The organism is Streptomyces sp. IBSNAI002, from assembly GCF_052244475.1.
GTDB lineage: Bacteria > Actinomycetota > Actinomycetes > Streptomycetales > Streptomycetaceae > Streptomyces.
The window spans coordinates 5,016,747-5,035,029 of the sequence record NZ_JBQPXG010000002.1 but is presented as its reverse complement, the minus strand read 5'-3'; the positions used below and the strand labels follow the sequence as shown (position 1 = coordinate 5,035,029).

The window sequence follows — 18,283 nt, the reverse complement described above, 5'->3', positions numbered from 1 at the left end:
CATCGACCCGGCGCGTCGGGGGGCAACCGGGTCGGTTGGAGGACCACCCGTTCGGCGGTCCGCGGGGGAATCGCCGAGCGGGCCCCACCCATCCATCAGGAGATCCGATGACGACGAACGAGAACATCCTGCCGAACGACGGCGACATCAAGCCGCTCGACAACCACGCCTCGGGCGTCGAAATCGAGACTCTCGACAACCACGCCTCGGGGATCGAGATCAAGCCCCTCGACAACCACGCGTCGGGCGAGGAGATCCAGACGCTGGACAACCACGCGTCCGGTCCGCGCCCGTAGCAGGCACGACCGCACCAAGCACCACGAACGTACGGGGGAAACGTACGGGGGACGTACGGGGGACGTACGGGGGAGCACGGGGGGACGGCGGTCGCGGTGGCCCGGAGGGGGAGCCACCGCGACCGCCGTCGCATGCCCGCGTACGGATGCGGGCGCCCGCGCCTACGCTGGGGGTGTGTTCACCAGCCACGGGCCGAGCGTCCGCGAACTCGCCGTGCAGGCCCTCTCCTCGGTCGAGCGCGGCTACGACCTGCTCGCCCCGAAGTTCGACCACACGCCCTTCCGCACCCCGGACCGGATGCTCGACGCCGTCGAGGAGACCCTGGCCGAGCGGGAGGGCTCCTTCGGTTCCGGGCTGGACGTCTGCTGCGGCACGGGGGCCGGGACCGGCATGCTGCGGCGGCTGTGCCGGGAGCGCGTGACGGGGGTGGACCTGAGCGCGGGCATGCTGGCCGGGGCCCGGCGGGCGCATCCGGACGCGCGCGTGGACTTCGTACGGGCCGACGCGCGGGCCCTGCCGCCCGCGCTCGCGGACTCCTACGACCTGGCCGTCAGCTTCGGTGCCTTCGGCCACTTCCTGCCCTCGGAACGCCCCGCCCTTTTCGCCGGGGTCCACGCGGCGCTGCGCGAGGGAGGGCTCTTCGCCTTCCCGATCGGCGCGCCGATCCCGCCGGCCCACCCGCTGTGGTGGGCGGTCGCGGGCTTCGACGCGGCGATGCGGGTGCGCAACGCGGTGTGGCGCCCGCCCTTCGTCATGTACTACCGGACCTTCCCGCTGGGCCCGGTCCGCGCCGACCTCCGCACGGCCGGCTTCACGGTGGAGACGGTCCCCCTGGCCCACTTCGGCCACCGGCCCTCGGGCGCCCCGAACTGGCGCCTGGTCCTGGCCCGCAAGACGGGACCGACTCGCCAAGGGCCCATACGGAAGGGCTCAGCCGAGTAGGCTGGCGCAGGACCCCCTGGAGGAACCATGGCAGCCGAGCTCCCAGAGTGGATGCTCCCGCCCCGCCCGAGCGGCTGGGAGGCGGACGACCTCGACCACTGGCCGCAGGCCCCCCGGCACACCGAGCTCATCGACGGAGCGCTGATCTTCATGATGTCCCCGCAGCGATCCTGGCACGCCAGGCTTGTGGAGAACCTGACCTTCAGCCTCCGGCAGGCCGCGCCCGACGGCATCGAGGTCGAACGGGAGATGACCGTCAAGCTCGACAAGAGGAGCCGCCCCGAGCCGGACATCCTGGCCGCAGCGGTCGCCTACGACCCCGACCGCACCCGATACCTCCCGGAAGAGGTCTCCCTGGTGATCGAGGTGGTCTCCGAGGAGTCGGCGGACCGGGACCGCTCCATGAAGCCGTTCAAGTACGCCCAGGCGGGCATCCCCCACTTCTGGCGGGTAGAAGACGAGGCGGGTGCACCCGTCGTCCACGTGTACGAGCTGGACACGGTCACCCGGTCGTACGTCGCGACCGGGATCCACCGCGGGTGGCTGAAGGTGTCCGTACCGTTCCCCGCGGTCATCGACCTGGACAAGCTCGTCCCCTGAGCCGGCCCGTCCCCCGGCTCAGCGGGCCCGGAGCTCGCGCTTGAGGATCTTGCCGCTCGCGTTGCGGGGGAGTTCGGTGACGAACTCGACGGATCTCGGGACCTTGTAGTTGGCCATCTCGCGGCGGGACCAGGCGATCAGGTCGTCGGCGGTGAGGGTGGAGCCGGGGCGGCGGACCGCGTACGCCTTGCCGACCTCGCCGAGCCGCGGGTCCGGGACGCCGACCACCGCGACGTCGGCGACGTCCGGGTGGAGGCCGAGGAGCTGCTCGATCTCGGCGGGGTAGGCGTTGAAGCCGCCGACGATGAACATGTCCTTGATCCGGTCGGTGATGCGCAGGTTGCCGTGATCGTCCGTGAAGCCGACGTCGCCGGTGAGCAGCCAGCCGTCCGGGGTGATGGCCTTGGCGGTCTCGTGCGGGTCCTCGAAGTACCCGCGCATGACGTGGTGGCCGCGCACCGCGATCTCACCGACCTGGCCGGCGGGCAGGGCCTGCCCCTCCGCGTCCCTGATCATCACCTCGGTGTCCGGGACGGCCCGGCCGGACGTCTCGGCGATGGTCTGCGCCGGGTCGCCGCGGCGGCACATGGTGACGATGCCGCTGGCCTCGGAGAGCCCGTAGGCGGTGAGGACGGTGCCGATGCCGAGTTCGCCGCGCAGCCGCTCGACCAGTCGGAGCGGGACGACGGCCGCGCCGGTGACGACCAGGCGCAGGGCGGACAGGTCGTGGTGGGCGCGCTGGGGGTGGTCGAGCAGGGACTGGTGGAGGGTGGGCGGGCCGGGGAGTACGGAGATCCGTTCGGCGGCGATGTTGGCGAGGACGGTGTCCACGTTGAAGACGGGCTGCGGGACCATCGTGGCCCCGCGCATCAGGCAGGCGATGATCCCGGCCTTGTATCCGAAGGTGTGGAAGAAGGGGTTCACGATCAGGTAGCGGTCACCCTCGCGCAGTCCGGCGAGCTCGCTCCACACGGCGTAGCAGCGCAGGGACTGGGCGTGGGTGATGACGGCGCCCTTGGGGCTGCCGGTGGTGCCGGAGGTGTAGATGATGTCGGAGTGGGCGTCCGCGGGGATGGCTTCAGCACGTTCGCGGACGGCGCCGGCCGGTACGGAGTCCCCGCCCACCAGGAAGTCCTTCCAGGTGCGGAAGGACTCGGGGGCGTCCTCGGCGAGCACGACGACCTGCTCCAGGTGCGGCAGCCCGGGCAGCGGGCCCGCGCCGGGGCCGTCGGCGGCGGCGCGGCGCAGGGAGGCGACGTACGAGGTGCCGAGGAAGGTGCCGGTGACGAAGAGCAGCCGGGCCCGGCTGCGCCGCAGCACGTAGGCGGCTTCGTTGCCCTTGAAGCGGGTGTTGAGGGGGACGAGCACCGCGCCCGCGGAGACGGCGCCGAGTGCGGAGACGATCCACTCCAGGGTGTTGGGGGCCCAGACGGCGACCCGGTCGCCCGGTTCGACCCCGGCGGCGATGCAGGCGGCCGCGGCCCGCTCGACGCGCTCGCCGAGCTGGGCGTAGCCGACGCGGACCCGGCCGTCGACGACGGCCTCCCGGTCGGCGTACCGCTCGGCGGCGTCGCGCACGAGGCCGGCGATGCTGCCCCACCGCAGGTCTCCGCGCGGGTCGGTGTCCCGCTCCCGCGCCGCCTTCCCGTGGCCGTTCGCCGATCCGCTCGCGGCCACGCCCTCGTCCACGCCCTCGTACATCGCACGCCCCTCCCTGCGATCCCAGTAGCTGACTATCCGTCAGATTAGCTGTAGCCTTCGCGGCTGTCAGTACTGATACACCCCCGGAGGTGGCGATGGCGGCAACGCTCAAGGACGCGACAGCGATAGTCGGCATCGGCCAGACCGCCTTTGCCAGACAACTGCCGCAGACCGAGAAGGAATTGGCATGCCGGGCCATTCTGGCAGCCCTCGCCGACGCGGGCATAGGGCCCGCCGAGGTGGACGCCTTCGCCTCGTACACCATGGAGGAGACCGACGAGGTCGAGGTCGCCAAGGCCATCGGCGCCGGTGACGTCACCTTCTTCTCCAAGATCGGCTACGGCGGCGGCGGTTCCTGCGCCACCGTCGGACACCTGGCCTCCGCCGTGGCCACCGGCCAGGCCACCGTCGGCGTCGCCTGGCGCTCGCGCAAGCGCGGCTCGGGCCCGCGGCCCTGGAAGAACACCGCGGTCCAGCTGCCCACCCCCGGCCAGTGGACCCGCCCCTTCGGGCTGCTGCGCCCGGCCGACGAGATCGGCATGCTGGCCCGCCGCTACATGCACGAGTACGGCGCCACCCGCGACCACCTCTTCAACGTCGCGATGGCCTGCCGCAACCGGGCCAACGAGAACCCGGCCGCGATGATGTACGAGCGCCCGCTGACCCGCGAGATGTACATGACCTCCCGCATGATCAGCGACCCGCTGTGCCTCTTCGACAACTGCCTGGAGACCGACGGCGCGCTGGCCTGCGTGATCGTCTCCGCCGAACGGGCCCGGGACTGCCGCCAGAAGCCCGTCTACGTCCACTCCGTCGCCCAGGGCCTGCCCGCCCAGCACCACGGCATGGTCAACTACTGGAACGACGACCCGCTGTCCGGACCGGCCTGGACCGCCGCCCGGCACCTGTGGAAGCAGGCCGACTTCGGGCCCCAGGACGTGGACGTCGCCCAGATCTACGACGCCTTCACCCCGCTGATCCCGCTCTCGCTGGAGGGCTACGGCTTCTGCGGACGCGGCGAGGGCGCCGCCTTCACCGAGGGCGGGGCCCTGGAGATGGGCGGCCGGCTCCCCATCAACACCGGGGGCGGCGGGCTCAGCGAGGCCTACGTGCACGGCTTCAACCTGATCAACGAGGGCGTCAAGCAGCTGCGCGGCATCTCCACCGCCCAAGTGCCCGACGCCGCGACCTGCCTGGTGACGGCGGGCGAGGGCGTCCCGACGTCCGCGATCCTGCTGCGCGCCTGAGCACCGAGGAGGGCCACGCCATGACCACCACCGAGGAATCGCTTCTGCTCCCCGTCCCCGACGAGGACGGCGCCCCCTTCTGGGAGTACGCCGCCCGCGGCGAACTGCGCGTCCAGGCCTGCACGGCCTGCGGCCGGCTCCGCTTCCCGCCCCGCCCCTGCTGCCCGCACTGCCAGTCCTTCGCATCCGAGTGGCGCCTGATGAGCGGCCGCGGCCGCGTCTGGTCCTACGTCCAGCCGCATCCGCCGCTGCTGCCCGCCTACGCGGAGCAGGCCCCGTACAACGTGATCCTCGTGGAGCTCGCCGACGCCCCGCACATCCGGCTGGCCGGGAACCTGGTGACCGCCGCCGACGCCCCGCTGAACTCGATGGACCCGGCCCGGCTGCGGATCGGTGCGCGGGTGCAGGTCGTCTTCACCGAGACGGGCGGGGTGGCGGTGCCGCGCTGGATCCTGGAGAAGTCGTGACGCTGCGGGTGGAGCGGAACAAGACGACCGGGGTCGCGGTCGTCACCCTGGACCGGGAGCGCCGGCACAACGCCGTCGACCTGGAGACGGCCGCCGCGCTGGCCGAGGTGTGGCGGCAGTTCCGGTTCGAGGACGAGGTGCGGGCCGTCGTGCTGACGGGCGCCGGGACGGCCGCCTTCTGCACGGGCATCGACCGGGGGGCGCTGGTGCCGCAGCCGGGGTCCCCGTACTCGGTCGACGATCCGCTGCTCTCCATCGGACCCAAGGCGAACGACCTGTGGAAGCCGGTGATCGCCGCGGTCAACGGGATGGCGTGCGGCGGGGCGTTCTACCTGCTGGGCGAGGCGGAGTTCATCGTCTCCTCCACCACGGCCTCCTACTTCGACCCGCACACCTCCTACGGCATGGTCAGCGCCTACGAGGCCGTGTACATGGCGCAGCGGATGCCCTTCGGGGAGGCCGCCCGGATGTCCCTGATGGGCACGGCGGAACGGCTCTCGGCGCGCCGGGCGTACGAGATCGGCCTGGTCTCCGAGCTGGCCGAGCCCGACGGGCTGCTTCCGGCGGCCCTGCGCGCGGCCGGGACCCTGGCCGGCTTCCCGACGGAGGCCGTGCAGGGCACCGTACGGGCCTTGTGGTCGGCGAAGCAGGCGGCCCTCCAGCAGGCCCTGGCACAGGCCCCGGCACTGATCGCCCTGGGGAACCTGCCCCCGCAGCGGCAGGCGGACCTGTTCGCGGCCCGCCCGCCGGGAACGGAGTTCAGGCTGCGCTGACGCGCCCCGTCAGCGGGGCTTGCGGGACTTGCTCGACTTGGGCGCGGGCGTGCTCTTCGACCCGCCGGAAGTCGCGCCGGATGTCGGGCCGGAGGTGGCCTTCGGTGTCGCGCTCGCGGTGGAACCGCTGGTACGGGGCTTGCCGAGGCGGCAGTTCCTGACCTCGGCGGCGCGTGAGGGGTCGTCGAGGACGACGTCGACCGAGCTCCTCCCGCCGCTGCTGCCGCCGTTCGACGAGAAACCCGTCAGCGCGAACACCACGGCCACCAGGACCGCGGTCAACCTGATGTGACGCCCAGCCACCATGGCCCGCACCCTCCCCCTTGGACAGACGGCCGGTCACGCTACCAGGCGGCCCCCGGAACGGCGGCGGCCCCGGCCCCCGGGAGGGGGCGGGGCCGACCGGCCGTACAGGCGGGTGGGGATCAGGCGGCGGCGACGGTGCCCGAGGCCGCGATCTCGACCTTGCCCTTGGGGGCGCCGGACTGGGAGCCCAGGGCCTCGATCTGGTCGACGAGCTCCTGGCCCGAGACGACCTCGCCGAAGACGACGTGCTTGCCGTCGAGCCACGGGGTCAGGACGGTGGTGATGAAGAACTGCGAGCCGTTGGTGTTGCGGCCGGCGTTCGCCATCGACAGCAGGTACTTGCGGTCGTGCTTCAGGTTGAAGTTCTCGTCCGCGAACTTCTCGCCGTAGATGCTCTTGCCGCCGGTGCCGTTGTGGTTGGTGAAGTCACCGCCCTGCAGCATGAACTGCGGGATGACGCGGTGGAAGCCCGAGCCCGCGTAGCCGAAGCCGTTCTGGCCCGTGCACAGCTCGCGGAAGTTCCGCGCGGTCTGCGGGACGACCTCGTCGAAGAGGTTGAAGACGATGCGGCCCTTGGGCTCGCCGTTGATGGTGATGTCGAAGTAGACGTTGTCGCTCATGGGGTCCATCCTGTCACTCCCGGTGCGTTCCGCTACCGGGAGGGGGGCCGAGTCGCTCAGCCGCTCGTCCGGGTGCCGGTGCCCTTGGCCGCGTCCAGGGCGTACACGCAGCGGTCCTTGCTGCACGCGTAGACCACGCCCGCCTCCGCCACCGGGGCGCCCGTGATCTCGCCTCCCGTGGCCAGCTTCCAGCGCAGCTGCCCGCCCGCTGCGTCCAGCGTGTACAGGCAGTGGTCGGCCGAACCGAAGTGCACCCGGCCGTCCGCGACCGCCGGCAGGCCGGTGATCTCGCCGCCCGCCGCGAACCGCCACTTCGGGGTGCCGGTGACCGCGTCGAGCGTGTACAGCGCGCTGCCCGCGCCCAGGTGGACGTTGCCGTGCGCGACGACCACCGGGTCCGGGGAGGTGCGCGACTCGGTCGCGATGCGCCAGCGGTCCTGGCCGGTGGCCGCGTCCAGGGCGTAGACGGTGCCCAGGTAGTCGGCGAGGTAGACCCCGCCGCCGGTGACCGCGGCGCCCGGCGCGAAGGCCGGGGGCGCCAGGAAGACCGCGGGGGCCTCGAAGTGCCAGCGGACCCGGCCCGAGGCCCGGTCCACGGACAGCACGCGGGTGCCGGCGGCGACGTAGACGTTGCCGTCCGGGGCCGGGGTGACCCGTACGGGGACGTTCCCGCAGGAGCCCGCGTCGCCGACCGGGTAGGACCAGGACTCGCGGCCGCTGCGGGCGTCGAGCGCGCGCAGCCGGGCGTCCCGCCACACGTACACCGTGCCGTCGTGGAGGACGGGGGCCGCCTCCGGGGTCTCGAAGTCGGTCTGCGCGCCGGTCAGCTCCCACAGCTTCTGGCCGCTGGACGCCTCCCAGCCCTGTACGCCGCCGCCGCGGGTGGCGGTGACCACCGTGCCGCGCTCGGCGCGCAGGGCGTACACCCAGGCGTCGGCGGACGTCCGCCACCGCTCGGAGCCGTCGGAGGCGTCGAGCGCGAAGAGGGAGGGGCCGTCGGAGGCGTGGATGCGTCCGTCGGCGACGGCCATGGACCAGGCGACGTCGCGGGTCTTGAACTGGCGGCGGCCGCTCGCCACGTCCAGGGCGTGCACCTCGAAGGAGGTGACGTAGAGCAGGTCGCCGGCGACGGTGGGGGTGCCCCAGACGTCGTTGGACATGCGGAAGCGCCACGGGCGCCAGCGGCCGCTGTCCGGGGCCGGGCCGGGGGCCGGTACGGCGGCCACCGCGGCCGGAGCGGCCGCCGAGCCGCCCGGCGGGCGGATCCAGCCGGTCGCCGAGTCGGCGGCGGCGTGCGCCGCGGGCGCCGAGGCCGTCGCTCGCGGTCCGGGCCCGATCGGCACCGGCGAGCCGGCCAGCAGGACGGGCTCGCCCGAGGGCGCCGGGGACATCGGCGGGTGGTGCGGGCGCTGCGGGACGGCTTGTCCGGTGCGCGGGTCCACCCACGCCTCCGCGCCGCGCTGGCGGCGGTGCGTGGCGGGGCCCGAGATCGGCCCGCGGGGGGCCGGTGCGGATCCGGCTCCGCCGTCGCGGCCGGGTCCGGGGACGGGCAGGGCGGCGACCGGCGTGCGGTTGCCCGCGCGGCGGGCCTCGATCATCGCGACGGCCCGCTCGGGCAGCCACGCCGAGGCGGTGCCGCTGTCGTCGCCGCCGTCGAAGAGGTGCGGGGCGAGCTGTGCCTGGAGGTCGGCCGGGGTCGGCCGCAGGGTGGCGTCCATCTGCATGCAGGACTCGATGAGCGGCCGCAGCTCGGCGGGCAGGCCCTCCAGGTTGGGGCCCTCGCGCAGCAGCATGAAGACCGTCTCCACCGGGTTGGCCCCGTGGTACGGCGGGTGCCCGGTCGCGGCGAAGACGAGGGTGGAGCCGAGCGAGAAGACGTCGCTGGCGCCCTTGACGCTGCGCGAGTCCTTCGCCTGCTCCGGCGACATGTAGGCGGGGGTGCCGACGGCGACGTTCGTCATGGTCAGGCGGGTGTTGGAGACCCCGCTCGCGATGCCGAAGTCGATCACGCGCGGGCCGTCCTCGACGACGAGGACGTTGGACGGCTTCAGGTCGCGGTGGACCAGGCCGGCGCCGTGGATGGACTGCAGGGCCTCGGCGATGCCGGCGGCGAGCCACCGTACGGCCTGGGCGGGCATGGGCCCGCACTCGTTGACGATCTCCTCGAGGGAGGGCGCCGGCACGTAGGCGGTGGCCAGCCACGGCACGGCGGCGCGCGGGTCGGCGTCTACCACGGCCGCGGTGTAGAAGCCGGACACGGCGCGGGCCGCCTCCACCTCGCGGGTGAAACGGACCCGGAACAGCTGGTCCTCGGCGAGCTCCGTGCGCACCGTCTTGATCGCGACCCGCCGTCCGGACGCGGACCGCGCGAGATAGACCAGCCCCATGCCGCCGGCGCCGAGCCGTCCCAGCACCTCGAAGGGGCCGATCCGTCTCGGGTCGTGCTGCGTCAGCTGCTCCACCACTCGCCTCCACACCTCCCCGTACGGGCCCTCGTCGGGCCCGCTCCACCAGCACGCGCCGTCTGCGGGGCCCCTGCCCCGTGCAGCGTCTCACCCCGGGCGCGGCCCGGGTCGTGCAACCCCGATTCTGTCAGGCCCGCGCCCGGTCCGGCCCCGGCACGGCGGAGGGCCGCGGCGGGGTCTCTGATCCTGGGGCTCAGGCGTCCGGCTCGGTCCCCGGTTCCGACAGCAGTCCGAAGACGGCCCCCTGATTGTCGGCGACGACCGCGATCCGCCCGTACGGGGTGTCGAAGGGATCGGCGGTGACCCGGCCGCCGAGCCGCTGCACCACGGCGACGGACTGGTCGCAGTCGGGTACGGCGAAGTAGGCGAGGAAGTGCGCCGGCATGATCTCCGGGAAGGCGTCGGTGATCATGCTGCGGCCCATGACGGCGGTGCCGGTGCCGGGGGCCGCTCCGGGCGGGGACCAGACGCGGTACTCGACGCCCGCGTCGTCCTGGTCCTCCGGGACGTAGCCGAAGACCTTGGCGTAGAAGGCGTCCACGGCGTCGCGGGCGCGGGTGTAGACCTCGCTCCAGCAGTACGTGTAAGGCTCCATCTGGGCCTCGAAGCCGTGGTGGGTGCCGGGCTGCCAGAGGCCGAAGACGGCGCCGCCGGGGTCGGCGGCCATCGCGGCGGTCCCGTACGGGCCGACGGGCTGCGGGTCCATCACCATCTGGCCGCCGGCGGCGCGGATGCGCTGGGCGCAGGCGTGGGCATCGGTGGTGTAGAGGTAGATCCCCCATACGGTGGGCATCCGGCCGTCGGGCTTGGGGGCGAGGGCGGCGACGTTGCGGCCCCGGCTGTAGGCCTGGGTGTAGTGGCCGTACGCGGCACCGGCGCTGTCCCCGAAGGTCCACCCGAAGAGCTCACCGTAGAAGCGCTTGCCCGCCTCGACGTCCGGAAGTGAGGCGTCCACCCAGCAGGGTGCGCCTTCCGCGAATGCGGCCATGAGCCCGGTTCCTTCCGTTGTGCGGGGGTTTGTGCCGTTCCACCTCTCCCACGCATCCCACCTCTCCCAGCCATGGTCCGCCCGAGAACTTGTCCACAGCCTGTTGATAAGACTATTCGGGGGAAACGCAGAGGAAGCGGGCGACCCACCGGGAAGGGGCGCGCGGCCGGATTCCGCCGCCGAGGCCCTGCGAAGGCCCTGCCGGGACCGGCTTCCGCCCAGGCCAGGTACCCCGTAACCCCATTTGCAGGCGGCCGAATAGCGCGCCGATCACCCCTCGGTAAGCTGACGGCATGACAGGACAAGTACGCACCGTCGACGGGCGTGTCGCCGGCCGGCGCGGCCAGGCGACGCGGCAGAAGCTGCTCGACTGCCTCAGCGAGATGCTCAGCTCCTCGCCGTACCGCGACGTCAAGGTGATCGACGTCGCGCGCAAGGCCGGTACCTCCCCCGCGACCTTCTACCAGTACTTCCCGGACGTCGAGGGCGCCGTCCTGGAGATCGCCGAGGAAATGGCCACCGAGGGCGCGCAGTTGACGCAGCTCGTCGAGGGCCGCACCTGGGTCGGCAAGTCCGGCTGGACCGCCGCCGAGGAACTCGTCGAGGGCTTCCTGGACTTCTGGCGGCGCAACGACGCGATCCTGCGGGTCGTCGACCTCGGCGCGGCCGAGGGGGACAAGCGGTTCTACAAGATCCGCATGAAGATCCTGAACTCGGTCACCAACTCCCTCACGGAGTCGATGAAGGAGCTCCAGGCCAAGGGCAAGGTCGACAAGGACGTCAGCCCCGCGGCGATGGCCGGTTCGCTGGTCGCGATGCTGGCCGCGGTCGCCTCGCACCAGAAGGGGTTCCAGACCTGGGGCGTCAAGCAGGCCGAGCTGAAGCCGAACCTGGCGCTGCTCGTCCACCTCGGCATCACGGGCAAGAAGCCGACCAAGTGACGGCGGGCCCTGGAGAGGGTCCGCCGCCCCGGCAACGGTCCGGGTTGCGGTAGCGCTACCGCTTGCGCGCCCGCACGCCCGCGATCAGCGACGCTCCAGGCGGAACAGGCGGATCTCGCGTTCGATGCGCGCCTGGTACGCCGCGTACGGCGGCCAGAACCCCAGCACCGCCTGCCACGCCGCCGCACGTTCCTCACCGGTCAGCAGCCGGGCCCGTACGGCGATGTCCTGGCCTTTCCAACTCACGGACGCGTCAGGGTGCTTGAGCAGGTTCCCGGTCCATGCCGGGTGCCCGGGCCGGCCGAAGTTCGAGCCGATCAGCAGCCAGCTCACCCCGCCCTCCTCCGGCATGCAGGCGAGCGGGGTGGTGCGCGGCTCGCCGGTCTTGGCGCCCTTGGCGGTGAGGATCACGCCCGGCAGCATCTGGGCGCTGAGCATCACCTTGCCGCGGGTCAGCTTGTGCACCGCCTTGTCCATCGCGGGGATGAAGTGCGGTGCGATCTTGGCGAAGAGCATGGTCGAGGAGACCTTCTGCATGAGCTTGACGCCGGGTGCCACGCGAGCCATCAGACGGCCACCTTCTCTGGTGTGGCGGACGGGGTGAACAGGCCCGCGCGGTCCGCGGCGTACGCCCGCAGCCGGTGGACCGGACCGAACAGCAGCTCGTCGGCCGCCGCCCGCTTGAAGTAGAGGTGTGCGTCGTGCTCCCAGGTGAAGCCGATGCCGCCGTGCAGCTGGATCGCCTCGCTCGCGGTCATCCGCAGGGCCTCCAGGCCCTGGGCGAGGGCGAGGGGGCCCTGCCGTTGGTCCCAGGCGGCGTAGTAGGCCGCGGAGCGGGCCGCCTCCACCTGCACGTACAGGTCGGCGAGGCGGTGTTTGACCGCCTGGAAGGAGCCGATCGCCCGGCCGAACTGCTCGCGCTGGCGTACGTACTCCACGGTGCGGGCGAGGGCCTGGCCCGCCGCGCCGACCGCCTCGGCGGCGAGCACGGCGGCGGCGGTGCGGCCGGTGGCGGCGAGGGCCTCGAGGACGTCGGCGTCCTCCCCGCCCAGCAATTCGGCCGGTACGTCCCGTAGTTGGATCCGGGCCTGGGGGCGGGTCTCGTCCAGGGCGGTCTGCCGTGACCGCACGAGGCCGGGCGCGTCCTCCCGTACGAGGAAGAGGAGCGTGCGGCTGCGGGCGAAGCCGCCGGTGTGCGCGGCGACCAGCAGCAGCGAGGCGCTGTGCCCGTCGAGCACCTGGGCGGCCTCCCCGTACAGCCGCCAGCCGCCCTCCGCCCCGGCGGCGCGGGCCTGCACCCCGCCCGCGCGGCCGCCGCCGGACCACGGGCCGGCGGCGTTGTCGCCGGTCAGCGCGAGGGCGGTGGCCAGGGCCTGGCCGGGGACGGCGAGGGCCGCGGTGAGCCCGCCGGCGGCCAGCGGAGGGAGCAGTGCGGAGCGCTGGCCGGCGGTGCCGAGGGCGGTGATCAGCGGTACGCAGAGCGCGGCCGTGGCGAGCAGCGGCGAGGGCAGCAGCGCCCGCCCGGTCTCCTCGCAGGCCAGCGCGAGGTCGCCGGGGGTGCAGCCGACGCCCCCGTACTCCTCGGAGACGGCGAGGCCGGGCAGCCCCAGCCGTTCGGCGAGCTGCTGCCACAGCTCGCGATCGTGTCCGGCGGCGGTGCGGACGGCGGCCTTGACCTCGTCGGGGCCGCAGCGTTTGCCCAGGATCTCGCGCAGGGTACGGCGTATCTCGTCCTGCTCCGCGGTGAAGGCGGCATCCATCGTCGGGCTCCTCCCCGTATCTGACGGGGCGTCATGCTAGGGCGGGAGGGCGCAGATGCCCAGGGGGCGGGACGCACGGGGGCTAGAAACTGACGCACCGTCAGTTGTACGGTCGTCCCATGCCTGGACTCACACCCGGACCCGTCCCCGCACACCCCCGCCGCAGGGTCGCGGTGGTCGGCGTCGCGCTCTCCGACTGCGGCCGGGTCGACGGCCCCACCCCGTACCAGCTGCACGCGCAGGCCGCCCGGCGCGCGCTGGCCGACTCCGGTCTCGACCGCTCCGTCATCGACGGCTTCGCCTCGGCCGGTCTCGGCACGCTCGCGCCGGTCGAGGTGGCCGAGTACCTGGGCCTGCGCCCCACCTGGGTCGACTCCACCTCGGTGGGCGGCTCGACCTGGGAGGTCATGGCGGCCCACGCGGCGGACGCGATCGCGGCCGGGCACGCCAACGCCGTCCTGCTGGTCTACGGATCCACGGCCCGCGCCGACATCAAGGCGCGGCGGCGCACCTCGAACCTCTCCTTCGGGTCGCGGGGGCCGCTGCAGTTCGAGGTCCCGTACGGCCACACGCTGATCTCCAAGTACGCGATGGCCGCCCGCCGCCACATGCACGAGTACGGGACGACGCTGGAGCAGCTCGCCTCGGTGGCCGTGCAGGCGCGGGCGAACGCGGCGACGAACCCGGACGCGATGTTCCGCGACCCGATCACGGTGGACGAGGTCCTGTCGGGCGAGATGATCGCGGACCCCTTCACGAAGCTGCACTGCTGCATCCGCTCGGACGGCGGCTGCGCGGTGCTGCTGGCGGCGGAGGACTACGTACCGGACACGGCCAAGGCCCCGGTGTGGGTGCTGGGCTCCGGTACGTCCGTGTCCCACACCACGATGTCGGAGTGGGAGGACTTCACGGTCTCGCCGGCGGCGGCCTCGGGCCGCATCGCGTTCGAACGGGCGGGCCTGACCCCGGCGGACGTGGACCTCGCCGAGATCTACGACGCCTTCACGTACATGACCCTGGTGACCCTGGAAGACCTCGGCTTCTGCGCGAAGGGCGAGGGCGGGGCCTTCGTCGAGAAGGGCCGGCTGCTGCGCGACGGCGAACTCCCGGTCAACACGGACGGCGGCGGCCTCTCGGCCTGCCACCCGGGCATGCGCGGCCTCTTCCTCCTGGTCGAGGCGGTCCGCCAGCTCCGCGGCGAGGCCGGCGCGGGCCAGGTCACCAAACCCGGCGGCCACCCGCCCCGGATCGCCCTGGCCTCGGGCACGGGCGGCTGGTTCTGCTCGTCGGGCACGGTGATCCTCGGCCGCGACTGAGCCCCGCCGGGTGTCCCTCATGCGTCTGCGTCATGCGGCGGACGTCAGTCGTCGCCGCTGTCGTCCGGAACAACCGCGACGATGGCAGCGGCCGGTGGCCGCGGCTCGGGCACGAACACGTACCTCACGGACAGCGCAGGCATCATGCCGCGCCGCTCGATCCGCGTCGTCCATACCTGGACGCCCCCGGGCCGGACCTGCACCGGGCGGCCCAGGCGGGGTGTCGCCGAAAGCTCCGCCTTCAACTCGTCGACCGCGGTCGAGACGTCGGCCCCCAGCTCGGCGACGCACTTGGCAGCAGCGCGTGTGGTCTCCACGACCACCGGCTCCCCCTGACCGCTCAACGGCTCGACTCCTCCTTCAGGGACCGCACCAGCGCGATCCCCTCGACCACCGCGTCCTCGAACCCCGGGTCGCAGCGCGTCAGGACGTGACCCCGGTAGGCGGCGATGATCTCGGACACTTCGCTCAGGTCGGTGCAGTCGACGCGCTCCAGGGTCGCGGCGAGCTCGGCCTCCATCCCCGCCAGATCTCCGGGGAAGCCGAGACCTGCCGCGAGGGCTGCGCGGACCTCTCCGAGCGTACGCATGGGCGGTGGGGCCGGCGGCGCCGTGCGGGAAACAGGGTGAGTCGTCATGACCAGTGCAACCAATCGGTCCGAGGCAAGGACAAGGCCCTCACCGAGTGGGAAAACGACGCTACTCCTCGGACCCGGGTAGTGGTGGGGCTCATTCCCGTTTCGGCGACGGGCCCGTGGTGTTCCATGGGCGGTATGAGCCGTGAGATCAGCAGTGACGAGTTCCGTGAGGCCCTGCACTCCCTGCGGGTGTGGGACGTCCCGCTCCCCGGGTTCGAGGCGGGGGACGTGCCGGAGGAGCCCGTGGGGCTGTTCCGGGAGTGGTTCGTGGGGGCCGTCGGGGCGGGGCAGGCGGAGCCGCACACCATGAGCCTGGCGACCGTGGACGCCGAGGGGCGGCCCGACGTGCGGACGCTGATGCTGCACGACGCCGACGAGCGCGGCTGGCACTTCGCCTCGCACGCCACCAGCGCCAAGGGGGTGCAGCTGGCCGGGCAGCCGGCGGCCGCGCTCGGGTTCTACTGGCCCGCGGTGGGGCGGCAGGTGCGCGTACGGGGCCGGGTCGGGGCGTGCGGGCCGCAGGAGAGCCGCGCCGACCTGGCGGTCCGCTCGCGCGGGGCGCTCGCCGCCGCGCTCACGGGCCGCCAGAGCGAGGTGCTCGGCTCGCGGGAGGAGCTCGTGCGGGCGTCGGCGGCGGCCTGGGAACGGGCCGGGGCCGAACCGGACGCCCCGGCGCCGACCTGGACGCGGTACGTACTGGAGGCGGACGAGGTCGAGTTCTTCCAGGGCGACGCCGAGCGCAGGCACGTACGCCTGCGGTACCGACGCACCCCGTCGACCGGAGGCTGGACCCGCGAACTCCTCTGGCCGTGAGCCGTGAAACGTGACCGGGCGGACCGGCGGACCGGCGGACCGGCGGAGCGGCGGGGCCTCGAGGCCCGTACAGTCCGGGCCCGGGCCCGCCAGGCCCGCCCGGCGCGGGTCAGGCCCCGGTCGGTTTGAAGACCGGGATGGCCAGGCCTTCCGTGGCTTCGCGGAAGGCGGCCTGCAGGGGCATGCCGATGCGAAGGTCCTCGGGGGCGCAGGCGATGACCTCGGTCATCATCCGCGGGCCCTCCTCCAGGTCGACCACCGCCGCCGTGTACGGGACGCGCGTGCCGAACGGCGGGAGGTCGTTGCGGTGGATCACCGACCAGGTGTAGAGCGTGGCGCGGCCGCTCGCCGCCTCCCACGTCACCCGGTCCTCGCCCGCCCAGCAGAACGGGCAGAACTCCCGCGGGTAGTGGTGCGCGCGCCCGCACTCCGCGCAGCGGCGCAGCAGGAGCCGGCCCTCGGCCGCCGCGTCCCAGTAGGGCCGGGTGAACTCGTCCGCCTCGGGGAGGTCGTACCGTACGTCGTTCAAAGGAACAGTCCGATCGCCGCGTCGAGGGACCAGGTCTGCCAGGACATGGCCAGCAGGGCGACCAGCGAGATGAGCGCCATCATCGCGTTCTGGCCCTGCTCGGCCCAGTCGTGGATCATCAGCACCAGGTAGAGCAGGTTCAGCAGCAGCCCGCCGACCAGCGCGACCGGGGTGAGGAAGCCGAGTACGAGGCCCAGCCCGAGGGCGAGTTCCGCGTAGACGACGATGTACGCCATCAGCTTGGGGCGCGGCTTCACCACCAGCTCGAAGCCGCCCTTGACGAAGGTCCAGCGGTGCTTGCCCGCGACGTCGGCGGCCCAGGCGATGCCGGTGCCTCGTTCGAACCAGCCCTTCTTGTCCTTGTGCCGCCAGCTCTCCAGCCACCACAGGCCGAGGCCTATCCGGAGCACGGCGAGCCATTCGGCCCCACTGAGCCAGACGGTCTGCATCGGCGGCCCCCACCCCTCTCGCGATCGACACGCACTATCTGACGGAACGTCAGTTCAGCGGATGCGGGGCGATCCCGCAAGGCCTCCGGCGGCAACGGACCCGCGACGGATCCCGCGTCCGACCCGCGGCACACTCCGCCGGGCACCCCTCCCGCGCCAGGGCCCCGCCCGCCCGTGATCGATCCGCAATCGATTCCCCGCTTGACCGAGACCCATCAACTCAGCGTGGCGATACGATCACACCTCATGCCAGGAGTCCCCGCAGCACCCGACATGACCACCCAGCCCCGCCCCGTGTACGTCATCGGCGGCGGCCCCGGCGGCCTCGCCGCCGCCGCGGCACTGCGCGCCCGCGGAGTCCGGGCCGTGGTCGTCGAGAAGTCCGACGAGGTCGGCGCGTCCTGGCGACGGCACTACGACCGGCTCCGCCTGCACACCACGCGCCGGCTCTCGGCGCTCCCCGGCCTGCCCATGCCGCGCCGCTTCGGCCGGTGGGTCGCGCGCGCGGACGTGGTGCGGTACCTGGAGAAGTACGCCGAGTTCCACGAGCTGGAAATCGTCACCGGGGTCGAGGTCACGCGCCTCGAGAGCGACGGGAACGGCGGCTGGACGCTGCACGCCACCGGCGGGCGGGTGCTCACCGCCGCGGCCGTGATCGTCGCCACCGGGTACAACCACACCCCCCGGCTCCCCGACTGGCCCGGCCGCGAGGCGTACACCGGGCGGCTGCTGCACGCCGCCGACTACCGCGACCCCGCGCCGTACGCGGGCCTCGACGTCCTGGTCGTCGGCGTCGGCAACACCGGCGCCGAGATAGCCGTCGACCTCGCCGAGGGCGGCGCCGCCCGGGTGCGGCTCGCCGTGCGCACGCCCCCGCACATCGTGCGCCGCTCCACGGCCGGCTGGCCGGCCCAGCGCACGGGGATCCTCGTACGCCGGCTCCCCGTGGGGCTCGTGGACCGGCTGGGCGCGCTCGTCGCCAGGGCATCGGTGCCCGATCTGTCGGCGTACGGGCTCCCTCGGCCCTCGACGGGGCTGTACAGCAGGGTCGGGGAAGGGGCGATCCCGGTCCAGGACATCGGCCTGATCGACGCGGTCCGCACCGGGCGGGTGGAGCCGGTGGCCGCCGTCGAGGGCTTCGAGGGCCCGGAGGTGCTGCTCGCGGACGGCTCGCGGATCACCCCGGACGCGGTGGTCGCGGCGACCGGATACCGCCGCGCCCTGGAGGGCCTGACGGACGGGCTGGACGGCGTGCTCGACGAGCGCGGGCGGCCCCGTACGCACGGCGCCCGGACTCCGGCACAGGCCCCCGGCCTGTACTTCACCGGCTTCTCCAACCCCATCAGCGGGATGTTCCGGGAGATGGCCCGGGACGCCGAGAAGATCGCCCGGGCGGTGCAGCGGCAGCTGCGCGCGCCCCGGGGCTGAGGCC

The 18,283-nt window shown here is 73.2% G+C and carries 21 protein-coding genes; 10 read left to right on the top strand and 11 right to left on the bottom strand.

From position 1 onward, the window contains the following. Nucleotides 1–107: 107 nt before the first annotated feature. From ACTVZO_RS24415 to ACTVZO_RS24405, 3 genes are all read left to right on the top strand, one after another. Nucleotides 108–296: a hypothetical protein gene (locus ACTVZO_RS24415; RefSeq protein WP_215143141.1), complete on the top strand. Its 189-nt coding sequence runs from the start codon at nucleotides 108–110 to the stop codon at nucleotides 294–296. Between the two features lie 175 nt (nucleotides 297–471). Next, the gene (locus ACTVZO_RS24410; protein ID WP_443300420.1) at nucleotides 472–1,239 is read left to right on the top strand and encodes a class I SAM-dependent methyltransferase; all 768 of its coding nucleotides are present in this window, start codon (nucleotides 472–474) and stop codon (nucleotides 1,237–1,239) included. A 27-nt stretch (nucleotides 1,240–1,266) separates the two neighbouring features. Next, a complete protein-coding gene (locus ACTVZO_RS24405) occupies nucleotides 1,267–1,839 on the top strand; it encodes a Uma2 family endonuclease (protein ID WP_443300419.1) in 573 nt (190 codons plus the stop codon). 18 nt (nucleotides 1,840–1,857) lie between these two features. Here the strand turns inward: ACTVZO_RS24405 and ACTVZO_RS24400 are convergent, their stop codons facing one another. Further along, the gene (locus ACTVZO_RS24400; protein WP_443300418.1) at nucleotides 1,858–3,540 is read right to left on the bottom strand and encodes a FadD3 family acyl-CoA ligase; all 1,683 of its coding nucleotides are present in this window, start codon (nucleotides 3,538–3,540) and stop codon (nucleotides 1,858–1,860) included. A gap of 95 nt (nucleotides 3,541–3,635) precedes the next feature. Here ACTVZO_RS24400 and ACTVZO_RS24395 point away from each other — a divergent pair, with 95 nt between their 5' ends. Genes ACTVZO_RS24395 through ACTVZO_RS24385 form a run of 3 tightly spaced genes read left to right on the top strand, consistent with a single transcriptional unit; the run spans nucleotide 3,636 to nucleotide 6,027 of the window. Then, nucleotides 3,636–4,787, top strand: a complete 1,152-nt coding sequence (locus ACTVZO_RS24395; RefSeq protein ID WP_443300417.1) for a lipid-transfer protein — start codon at nucleotides 3,636–3,638, stop codon at nucleotides 4,785–4,787. Nucleotides 4,788–4,807: 20 nt separating this feature from the next. Beyond that, on the top strand, nucleotides 4,808–5,254 hold the full coding sequence (locus tag ACTVZO_RS24390) for a Zn-ribbon domain-containing OB-fold protein (protein WP_443300416.1): 447 nt from the start codon (nucleotides 4,808–4,810) through the stop codon (nucleotides 5,252–5,254). Further along, entirely contained in the window at nucleotides 5,251–6,027 is a 777-nt protein-coding gene (locus ACTVZO_RS24385) for an enoyl-CoA hydratase/isomerase family protein (protein WP_443300415.1), read from the top strand. The genes ACTVZO_RS24390 and ACTVZO_RS24385 overlap by 4 nt, the downstream gene beginning before the upstream one ends. Nucleotides 6,028–6,036: 9 nt before the next feature. Here the strand turns inward: ACTVZO_RS24385 and ACTVZO_RS24380 are convergent, their stop codons facing one another. The 4 genes from ACTVZO_RS24380 to ACTVZO_RS24365 all read right to left on the bottom strand — a co-directional run bounded on the left by ACTVZO_RS24380 (nucleotide 6,037) and on the right by ACTVZO_RS24365 (nucleotide 10,406). Continuing rightward, complete coding sequence (locus ACTVZO_RS24380) at nucleotides 6,037–6,333, bottom strand: hypothetical protein (RefSeq protein ID WP_443300414.1); 297 nt, start codon at nucleotides 6,331–6,333, stop codon at nucleotides 6,037–6,039. A 119-nt stretch (nucleotides 6,334–6,452) separates the two neighbouring features. Further along, the gene (locus tag ACTVZO_RS24375) at nucleotides 6,453–6,953 is read right to left on the bottom strand and encodes a peptidylprolyl isomerase (protein ID WP_443300413.1); all 501 of its coding nucleotides are present in this window, start codon (nucleotides 6,951–6,953) and stop codon (nucleotides 6,453–6,455) included. Nucleotides 6,954–7,009: 56 nt separating this feature from the next. Beyond that, on the bottom strand, nucleotides 7,010–9,418 hold the full coding sequence (locus tag ACTVZO_RS24370) for an outer membrane protein assembly factor BamB family protein (RefSeq protein WP_443300412.1): 2,409 nt from the start codon (nucleotides 9,416–9,418) through the stop codon (nucleotides 7,010–7,012). 193 nt (nucleotides 9,419–9,611) lie between these two features. Further along, nucleotides 9,612–10,406 carry a VOC family protein gene (locus ACTVZO_RS24365; RefSeq protein ID WP_443300411.1) on the bottom strand — a complete coding sequence of 265 codons (795 nt, stop codon included), beginning with the start codon at nucleotides 10,404–10,406 and terminating at the stop codon, nucleotides 9,612–9,614. Between the two features lie 293 nt (nucleotides 10,407–10,699). On the opposite strand from ACTVZO_RS24365, the gene ACTVZO_RS24360 reads away from it, so the two are divergent. Beyond that, a complete protein-coding gene (locus tag ACTVZO_RS24360; protein WP_384224238.1) occupies nucleotides 10,700–11,347 on the top strand; it encodes a TetR family transcriptional regulator in 648 nt (215 codons plus the stop codon). Between the two features lie 84 nt (nucleotides 11,348–11,431). Here ACTVZO_RS24360 and ACTVZO_RS24355 read toward each other — a convergent pair whose 3' ends face one another. Continuing rightward, nucleotides 11,432–11,914 (bottom strand): nitroreductase family deazaflavin-dependent oxidoreductase, encoded by a 483-nt coding sequence (locus ACTVZO_RS24355; protein WP_443300410.1) that lies wholly within the window; start codon nucleotides 11,912–11,914, stop codon nucleotides 11,432–11,434. Further along, on the bottom strand, nucleotides 11,914–13,107 hold the full coding sequence (locus ACTVZO_RS24350) for an acyl-CoA dehydrogenase family protein (protein ID WP_443300409.1): 1,194 nt from the start codon (nucleotides 13,105–13,107) through the stop codon (nucleotides 11,914–11,916). Before ACTVZO_RS24350 ends, ACTVZO_RS24355 begins: the two co-directional genes overlap by 1 nt. A 119-nt stretch (nucleotides 13,108–13,226) precedes the next feature. On the opposite strand from ACTVZO_RS24350, the gene ACTVZO_RS24345 reads away from it, so the two are divergent. Then, nucleotides 13,227–14,423, top strand: coding sequence for an acetyl-CoA acetyltransferase (locus ACTVZO_RS24345; RefSeq protein WP_443300408.1), 1,197 nt, complete (start codon nucleotides 13,227–13,229; stop codon nucleotides 14,421–14,423). Nucleotides 14,424–14,467: 44 nt separating this feature from the next. Here the strand turns inward: ACTVZO_RS24345 and ACTVZO_RS24340 are convergent, their stop codons facing one another. Then, a complete protein-coding gene (locus ACTVZO_RS24340; protein WP_443300407.1) occupies nucleotides 14,468–14,767 on the bottom strand; it encodes a hypothetical protein in 300 nt (99 codons plus the stop codon). Further along, complete coding sequence (locus ACTVZO_RS24335) at nucleotides 14,764–15,012, bottom strand: hypothetical protein (RefSeq protein ID WP_443300406.1); 249 nt, start codon at nucleotides 15,010–15,012, stop codon at nucleotides 14,764–14,766. The genes ACTVZO_RS24340 and ACTVZO_RS24335 overlap by 4 nt, the downstream gene beginning before the upstream one ends. Before the next feature lie 174 nt (nucleotides 15,013–15,186). Here ACTVZO_RS24335 and ACTVZO_RS24330 point away from each other — a divergent pair, with 174 nt between their 5' ends. Continuing rightward, a complete protein-coding gene (locus ACTVZO_RS24330; protein WP_443300405.1) occupies nucleotides 15,187–15,873 on the top strand; it encodes a pyridoxine/pyridoxamine 5'-phosphate oxidase in 687 nt (228 codons plus the stop codon). 109 nt (nucleotides 15,874–15,982) lie between these two features. On the opposite strand, the gene ACTVZO_RS24325 is transcribed toward ACTVZO_RS24330, so the two are convergent. Both ACTVZO_RS24325 and ACTVZO_RS24320 read right to left on the bottom strand, forming a co-directional pair. Continuing rightward, on the bottom strand, nucleotides 15,983–16,402 hold the full coding sequence (locus ACTVZO_RS24325) for a Zn-ribbon domain-containing OB-fold protein (protein ID WP_443300404.1): 420 nt from the start codon (nucleotides 16,400–16,402) through the stop codon (nucleotides 15,983–15,985). Beyond that, nucleotides 16,399–16,851, bottom strand: coding sequence for a DoxX family protein (locus ACTVZO_RS24320; RefSeq protein ID WP_443300403.1), 453 nt, complete (start codon nucleotides 16,849–16,851; stop codon nucleotides 16,399–16,401). Before ACTVZO_RS24320 ends, ACTVZO_RS24325 begins: the two co-directional genes overlap by 4 nt. Before the next feature lie 246 nt (nucleotides 16,852–17,097). Between ACTVZO_RS24320 and ACTVZO_RS24315 the strand changes: the two genes are divergently transcribed. Beyond that, on the top strand, nucleotides 17,098–18,279 hold the full coding sequence (locus ACTVZO_RS24315) for a flavin-containing monooxygenase (protein WP_443300402.1): 1,182 nt from the start codon (nucleotides 17,098–17,100) through the stop codon (nucleotides 18,277–18,279). Nucleotides 18,280–18,283: the final 4 nt, after the last annotated feature.

Excerpts from the sequence above, each read along its gene's own strand:
- ACTVZO_RS24350 (WP_443300409.1), bottom strand. The coding sequence starts at position 13,107 with ATGGATGCCGCCTTCACCGCGGAGCAGGACGAGATACGCCGTACCCTG.
- ACTVZO_RS24355 (WP_443300410.1), bottom strand. The coding sequence starts at position 11,914 with ATGGCTCGCGTGGCACCCGGCGTCAAGCTCATGCAGAAGGTCTCCTCG.
- ACTVZO_RS24330 (WP_443300405.1), top strand. The coding sequence starts at position 15,187 with ATGGGCGGTATGAGCCGTGAGATCAGCAGTGACGAGTTCCGTGAGGCC.
- ACTVZO_RS24415 (WP_215143141.1), top strand. The coding sequence starts at position 108 with ATGACGACGAACGAGAACATCCTGCCGAACGACGGCGACATCAAGCCG.
- ACTVZO_RS24390 (WP_443300416.1), top strand. The coding sequence starts at position 4,808 with ATGACCACCACCGAGGAATCGCTTCTGCTCCCCGTCCCCGACGAGGAC.
- ACTVZO_RS24400 (WP_443300418.1), bottom strand. The coding sequence starts at position 3,540 with ATGTACGAGGGCGTGGACGAGGGCGTGGCCGCGAGCGGATCGGCGAAC.
- ACTVZO_RS24380 (WP_443300414.1), bottom strand. The coding sequence starts at position 6,333 with ATGGTGGCTGGGCGTCACATCAGGTTGACCGCGGTCCTGGTGGCCGTG.
- ACTVZO_RS24315 (WP_443300402.1), top strand. The coding sequence starts at position 17,098 with ATGCCAGGAGTCCCCGCAGCACCCGACATGACCACCCAGCCCCGCCCC.
- ACTVZO_RS24375 (WP_443300413.1), bottom strand. The coding sequence starts at position 6,953 with ATGAGCGACAACGTCTACTTCGACATCACCATCAACGGCGAGCCCAAG.
- ACTVZO_RS24335 (WP_443300406.1), bottom strand. The coding sequence starts at position 15,012 with ATGCGTACGCTCGGAGAGGTCCGCGCAGCCCTCGCGGCAGGTCTCGGC.
- ACTVZO_RS24395 (WP_443300417.1), top strand. The coding sequence starts at position 3,636 with ATGGCGGCAACGCTCAAGGACGCGACAGCGATAGTCGGCATCGGCCAG.
- ACTVZO_RS24360 (WP_384224238.1), top strand. The coding sequence starts at position 10,700 with ATGACAGGACAAGTACGCACCGTCGACGGGCGTGTCGCCGGCCGGCGC.
- ACTVZO_RS24405 (WP_443300419.1), top strand. The coding sequence starts at position 1,267 with ATGGCAGCCGAGCTCCCAGAGTGGATGCTCCCGCCCCGCCCGAGCGGC.
- ACTVZO_RS24345 (WP_443300408.1), top strand. The coding sequence starts at position 13,227 with ATGCCTGGACTCACACCCGGACCCGTCCCCGCACACCCCCGCCGCAGG.
- ACTVZO_RS24365 (WP_443300411.1), bottom strand. The coding sequence starts at position 10,406 with ATGGCCGCATTCGCGGAAGGCGCACCCTGCTGGGTGGACGCCTCACTT.
- ACTVZO_RS24320 (WP_443300403.1), bottom strand. The coding sequence starts at position 16,851 with ATGCAGACCGTCTGGCTCAGTGGGGCCGAATGGCTCGCCGTGCTCCGG.